This is a genomic window from Mesorhizobium sp., assembly GCF_017306585.1.
GTDB lineage: Bacteria > Pseudomonadota > Alphaproteobacteria > Rhizobiales > Rhizobiaceae > Mesorhizobium.
This window is the reverse complement of the sequence record NZ_JAFKIC010000081.1, coordinates 1-5,627: the sequence shown is the minus strand read 5'-3', so window position 1 is coordinate 5,627 and position 5,627 is coordinate 1. Positions and strand designations below refer to the sequence as shown.

The following is a 5,627-nucleotide window of genomic DNA, read 5'->3' as shown; positions in this document are numbered from 1 at the left end:
CATCGAGGCGCTGCGCGAGGCCTCGCGCGAGAAGGCGGCCTCGCTAAACCAGCATGTCCTGGGCTACGGTGCCCAGGCTGAAACCGAATGGGCGGCGGCAGGCATTGCCGCGCCCGACCTGCCCGCGATGCGCACATACAGGCTGGAACGCATCCGCGCCGAATTGAAGCGCCGGGGCTATGCCGGCGCCCTGCTCTACGATCCCGTCAACATCCGCTACGCGACCGACAGCACCAACATGCAGCTTTGGGTCGCGCACAACCCGACCCGCCACTGTTTCGTCGCCACCGAAGGCCCCGTGGTGCTTTTCGACTATTTCTCCTGCGAGCACCTGTCCGACCATTCCGGCGTCGTCGACGAGGTGCGGCCGGCCGTATCATGGATGTATCTCTATGGCGGCGAACTGACCGAGCAGAAAGTCCGGCGCTGGGCCGCCGGCATTGCCGATCTGGTGAAAGAGCATGGCGGCGGCAACAGCCGCATCGCCGTCGATCACCTCAATCCTGAAGGCGTCGAGGAACTCGCACGCCTTGGCGTTTCCATCGGCAACGGCGAAGCGGTGATGGAGAATGCCCGGTTGATCAAATCGCCGGACGAGATCCTCGCCATGCGGCGCTCGATCATCGCCTGCGAAGCGGCGATGGGCGAGATGGAACAGGCGCTGAAGCCCGGTATCTCCGAGAACGAATTGTGGGCCGAACTCCATGGCGGCAACATCGCGCGCGGCGGCGAGTGGATCGAGACGCGGCTTTTGGCGTCGGGTCCGCGCACCAATCCATGGTTCCAGGAGTGCTCGTCACGCATCATCGAGGCGGGCGATCTCGTCGCCTTCGACACCGACCTGATCGGCCCTTACGGCTTCTGCGCAGACCTGTCGCGCACCTGGCTGTGCGGCGATACAAAGCCGACTAATGAACAGCGCGACCTGTTTCGTATCGCCGCCGATCAGATCGAACACAACACGGCGCTTATGCAACCGGGCATCTCGTTTCGCGATCTTGTCGAACGCTCGGTGGTGCCGCCCGGCGACTGCTTCCCGACGCGCTACGGCGTGCTCTATCACGGCGTCGGGCTCGCTGATGAGTACCCGACCCTACCCCATGCCAGTGACTGGACGGCTGACACGCCCGACGGCGTGCTCGAGCCCGGCATGGTGCTGTGCGTGGAAAGCTATATCGGCAGGCTGGGTGGGCGCGAAGGCGTCAAGATCGAGGAACAGATCCTGATCACCGAGACCGGCAACGAGCAGCTTTCAACCTACCCGCTGGACCCGCGGCTGCTCGGCTAGACCCGCGAGAGCATCACGCATCGCCTGGATCGTGTCTTCGGGCGTCGTCCTGGCGGTGATGAAAGGCAGTCCTTTACGGCGGGCCGTCCAGCCGACGATCGCAACCTTGCGCGCCGCCGGTTCGAAACGCTGCGCCAGCGCCCAGCTTTCGCAATCGATAGCGGCGACATCCGCCCTGCCCTCGGCAACGGCGACGATCGAGCCACGATGGCCGCCGCTTTCGCTGCGCGAAGAGAAAATATCCAGCGTTTCGCCGGCCGCCTCCAGGTCACGTGTCAGTGCGATGATGCCGGACATGGAATCGAGGCTGTTGAAGGTGAAGCGCTTGCCACGGATCAGGTCGAGTGGCAGCAGGGCCTTGCCGTCGGAAGGCGAACGAACCTCTGGTCCCTCACCCGTCCGCATCACCAGCGCGCTGGAATAGAGTTCGCCCTTCCCGCCTTCATAGGCGTCGTAGCTTGGCTGGCCGACCACTTGCACATGGCTGGCGAGGCCAAGCTCCATCGGTCCCCAGCAGGTCTGCGCGAAGAGCAGCGCCGGGTGAAGCCAGAGCTTGTGAAAATCGAGTTCGTCAGGCGGCAAGGTCGCGGGGTCAGGCGCGATCGACGCGCCGGCGGCGTCATGGATGCCGCCAGGCACGGCTGGCAGATCCCCATTGCGGCGCACGATCTTTTGCGGAGCCTCAATGTCTTTTTGCCGGAACGCATCGCGCAACAGCGCCCATTGCGCGTCGACCTCGCCGCGCACTTCCGGCCAATCATACATCGGCAACGCCGCAATCAATCCGCTCATGCCGATATCAAACCATCATGTCTGGAGAAAGGATCGCAAAAACGCGGCGCCCAATCGGACTTGGCCGACACGGCATCGCGTTATCAGTTGATGTTATTCCTTGGGCGGCTCGGCCGGGACCGGCGCGGTGCCAAGCCCATTGATGCTGCGCGCCCGCACGCGCGGCTTGAAGGCCCTGCCCGGTTCGGGCGAACGCCGCAGCACCGGATGCACGATCGGCTCCTTGGCCTTGAAGGCATAGGCTTTGACCAGCGCGAAATAGTTCGGATAAGCATAGCCATTGTTCATCCGCAGCCATTCCTCGCGCCGGTCGCGAAACAGCTTCGGCAGCCGGTACCAGGCGACGGTGGGGCTCTTGTGATGGACGAAATGCAGGTTGTTGTTGAGGAACAGGAACGACAGCGGCGAACGCTCGATAATCACCGTGCGGCCTTCCGGATGCTCGGACCACTGATGCTCGGCATAGGTGCGGATCGAGATCAGCGACTGGCCGAGCCAGACCGGTACCAGGACATAGAGCCAAAGCGGTATGCCGAACCCGAACTCAACGATCGGCAGCACGATGGCGAGACCGATGGCATGCAGCAGCCAGGCCTTGCGGATCGCCTTGTCGCCGGCGATCACATGCTTGGCGTCGTCGATGAAGAAGCCGATGCAGGACAGCCACGGACCAAGCACCAGGCGGCCGGCCATGGTGTTGTTGACCTTGAGCAGGAACTTCATCCACGCCGGCATATAGTCGTGCATCCAGAGCGCCTGGTAGTAGCTTTCGGGATCATCCAGCGGGTCGGTCAGCCGCTCGTCGGCATGGTGGCGCAGATGGATGGTCTTGAAGCGGCGGAACGGCCAGGTAAGGCCGATCGGCAGGAAAACGAAGGCCTCGTTGACCAGAGCGTTGCGGGTCGGATGACCGTGCAGCACCTCATGCATGATCGAGGACTGCAGCGCCAGCGTGAGCGCCATGACGATGAGGGCAAGGATGGGATAGGATGGCCAGAGGAAGAAGCCGGCGGCAAACCAGGTGCCGTAGCAGAAGAGAGCGAGGACCACGGTCGGCCATTCGACGGCCGCTTTGCTGCTTTTACGGATGCTCTTGCCAGGTATGCTTGCCATGCTATCGACCACTGTCCCTCAGTCGCCGGAACCCCCAATGGTTCCTGACAGCATAGTGTCAGGAGAAACGATTCCACTCAACGCGACAAAGTATACAAAATGTTGCGATTGCGCATTTTTGACCGCACATGTTACACATTGTAAACACGCTTAGGGATTCATTTACGCCTGCGAAGCCCCTTCGCCTGGCTTCGGCGCAAATTTATCCTCCCGTTACGTGAGGACGGATGATGGACAAACGCGATCTGTCGGCAATCTTTCGGGAGCGCCTGAAGCTGCTCCTGACACGCTCCGACCTCAACCAGTCGGCCTTCGCGACAGCCGTCGGCATCGACCGCTCGGCGCTGTCGCAGCTCATGTCGGGCGCTTCGACCCGGTTGCCGCGAGCCGAAACGCTGCTCAACATTGCAGCCGAATTCAAGGTATCGCTCGACTGGCTGCTGGGCTTGAGCCAGGACGAAGGCGTTACCGGCGAGATCCGGGAAAGCCTGGAGATCGAGGAAGCGCCCGACGGGTTCGATCGCACGCTGCTCGCCAAATGGTTCGCGGAAGCCGCCGGCACCAAGATCCGCTACGTGCCGGCCGGCATTCCCGACCTGCTGCGGACCCGCGCACTGGTCGATCACGAGGCCAACATAACCAACCGGAGCCGCCTGGCGCAGGCCAGCGAGACGCAATACCGCATCGAATACAACCGGCGCCCGGAAACCGACATGGAAGTATGCATGCCGCGCCACACGCTGGAGATCTTCGCCCGCGGCCTCGGCGTGTGGGATCGTTTTCCTGAATCCGACCGCCGCCAGCAGCTTGCCCATATGGCGACACTGCTCGACGATCTCTACCCGACCTTCCGGCTGTTCCTCTATGACGGCCGCATGCGCTACTCGATCCCGCTGACGATCTTCGGGCCTTATCGCGCGGCCATCTATGTCGGCGACATGTATGTGGTGCTGAACGCCACCCAGCCGATCCAGGCGCTGACCCAACACTTCGACAATCTGATCCGCGCCGCCGACATCAACCCGCACGAGGCAGCCGCCTTCGCGCGCAATCTGGCCGGCATGTCGTTCCCATCAGGCTCTGTCTGATTGGCGGCAATCGTGGTCATTCGGGCTTTCCGCATCTCGAAAAGGACAGCCCATGTCAGAACCGCGCCGCATCCTCGTCCCTCCCCAATCTGGCCGTTCCATGCGCGTCAGGCGTGGAGATCTCATCCGCATCATCGACCCCAAGGGACAGCAGGTCGCCGATCTCTGGGCTTTCGCCACCGAGCCGGCGCTCGACTGGTTGAGCACGTCGCAAACCCGCGACATCACCGAGCGGCTTTTTCCCGCCATCGGCGACCATTTCTACAGTGCGGCCGCCAGGCCGATGCTGACGCTGGTGGAGAACGCATCGCCCGGTCCGCATGACATGCTTTACCCCGCATGCGACAGCGCGCTCTATGAGCGCGCCGGCTTCCCCAACCACCCGAACTGCCGGGACAACCTGATGCAGGCGCTGGCCGCCGAGGGCATATCGTTGCCCTTCGCACCCGACCCCGTCGATCTCTTCCAGAATTCCCTGCCGCAACCGGACGGCAGGCTGATCGTCGAGGCTTCGATCAACCCGCCCGGCGGGAATGTGACGCTGCGCGCCGAACTGGACCTGCTTCTCGTGGTCACCGCCTGTTCGGTCGACTACTACCCGACCAATGGCGGGATCTGCACCGAGATCGAGGTCGAGATCACCAGCGGATCGTAGACAGGCCTTCAATCTGGTCGGGTCGCCATGGCAAATCATTGACTGGACATAAAGACTTCTTTATATCCTTATTCGAATTCGAAAACGAAAGCCAATCCGATGTCCCAGACCAATCCGATCGATGCGCTGCTGGCTGAAAAGGGCGTGCTGCTGGCCGATGGCGCCACCGGCACCAATCTGTTCGCCATGGGACTGGAGGCTGGCGAAGCACCGGAACTGCTGAACGAGACCGCGCCCGACACCATCACCAGCCTGCACCAGAATTTCGTCGATGCCGGCGCTGATATCATCCTCACCAACTCCTTCGGCGGCACCCGTCACCGGCTGAAGCTGCATCATGCGCAGGACCGCGTGCATGCGCTGAACAAGCGCGCCGCCGAGATTGCCCGCGCGGTCGCCGACAAGGCCGGCCGCAAGGTGATCGTCGCGGGCTCGGTCGGCCCGACCGGCGAGCTTCTGGTGCCGCTCGGCGCCATGACCTATGACGAGGCGGTCGACGCCTTCGCCGAGCAGATCGAAGGCCTGAAAGCCGGCGGCGCCGAAGTCGCGTGGATCGAGACCATGTCGGCTCCCGACGAAATCCGCGCCGCCGCCGAGGCCGCCATCCGCGTCGGCCTGCCCTACACCTATACCGGCTCCTTCGACACCGCCGGCCGCACCATGATGGGGCTGCTGCCGAAGGATATCCATG

The 5,627-nt window shown here is 63.0% G+C and carries 6 protein-coding genes; 4 read left to right on the top strand and 2 right to left on the bottom strand.

Annotation, left to right across the window (positions count from 1 at the left end; all coding sequences use genetic code 11):
- A partial coding sequence (locus J0I79_RS02930) for a Xaa-Pro peptidase family protein (RefSeq protein ID WP_292855229.1) occupies window positions 1-1,288 on the top strand: 1,288 nt, incomplete at its 5' end.
- Here J0I79_RS02930 and J0I79_RS02925 read toward each other — a convergent pair.
- Both J0I79_RS02925 and J0I79_RS02920 read right to left on the bottom strand, forming a co-directional pair.
- Window positions 1,253-2,080, bottom strand: coding sequence for a PhnD/SsuA/transferrin family substrate-binding protein (locus tag J0I79_RS02925; protein WP_292855228.1), 828 nt, complete (start codon window positions 2,078-2,080; stop codon window positions 1,253-1,255). The two genes, J0I79_RS02930 and J0I79_RS02925, sit on opposite strands and share 36 nt — an antisense overlap.
- 93 nt (window positions 2,081-2,173) lie before the next feature.
- Complete coding sequence (locus tag J0I79_RS02920; RefSeq protein WP_292855227.1) at window positions 2,174-3,193, bottom strand: fatty acid desaturase; 1,020 nt, start codon at window positions 3,191-3,193, stop codon at window positions 2,174-2,176.
- Between the two features lie 230 nt (window positions 3,194-3,423).
- Here J0I79_RS02920 and J0I79_RS02915 point away from each other — a divergent pair, with 230 nt between their 5' ends.
- From J0I79_RS02915 to bmt, 3 genes are all read left to right on the top strand, one after another.
- Entirely contained in the window at window positions 3,424-4,281 is an 858-nt protein-coding gene (locus J0I79_RS02915) for a helix-turn-helix transcriptional regulator (protein WP_292855226.1), read from the top strand.
- A 52-nt stretch (window positions 4,282-4,333) separates the two neighbouring features.
- Window positions 4,334-4,936: an urea carboxylase-associated family protein gene (locus tag J0I79_RS02910; RefSeq protein WP_292855225.1), complete on the top strand. Its 603-nt coding sequence runs from the start codon at window positions 4,334-4,336 to the stop codon at window positions 4,934-4,936.
- A 99-nt stretch (window positions 4,937-5,035) separates the two neighbouring features.
- Window positions 5,036-5,627: betaine--homocysteine S-methyltransferase (bmt, locus tag J0I79_RS02905; protein ID WP_292855224.1), on the top strand; the 592-nt coding region annotated here is incomplete at its 3' end.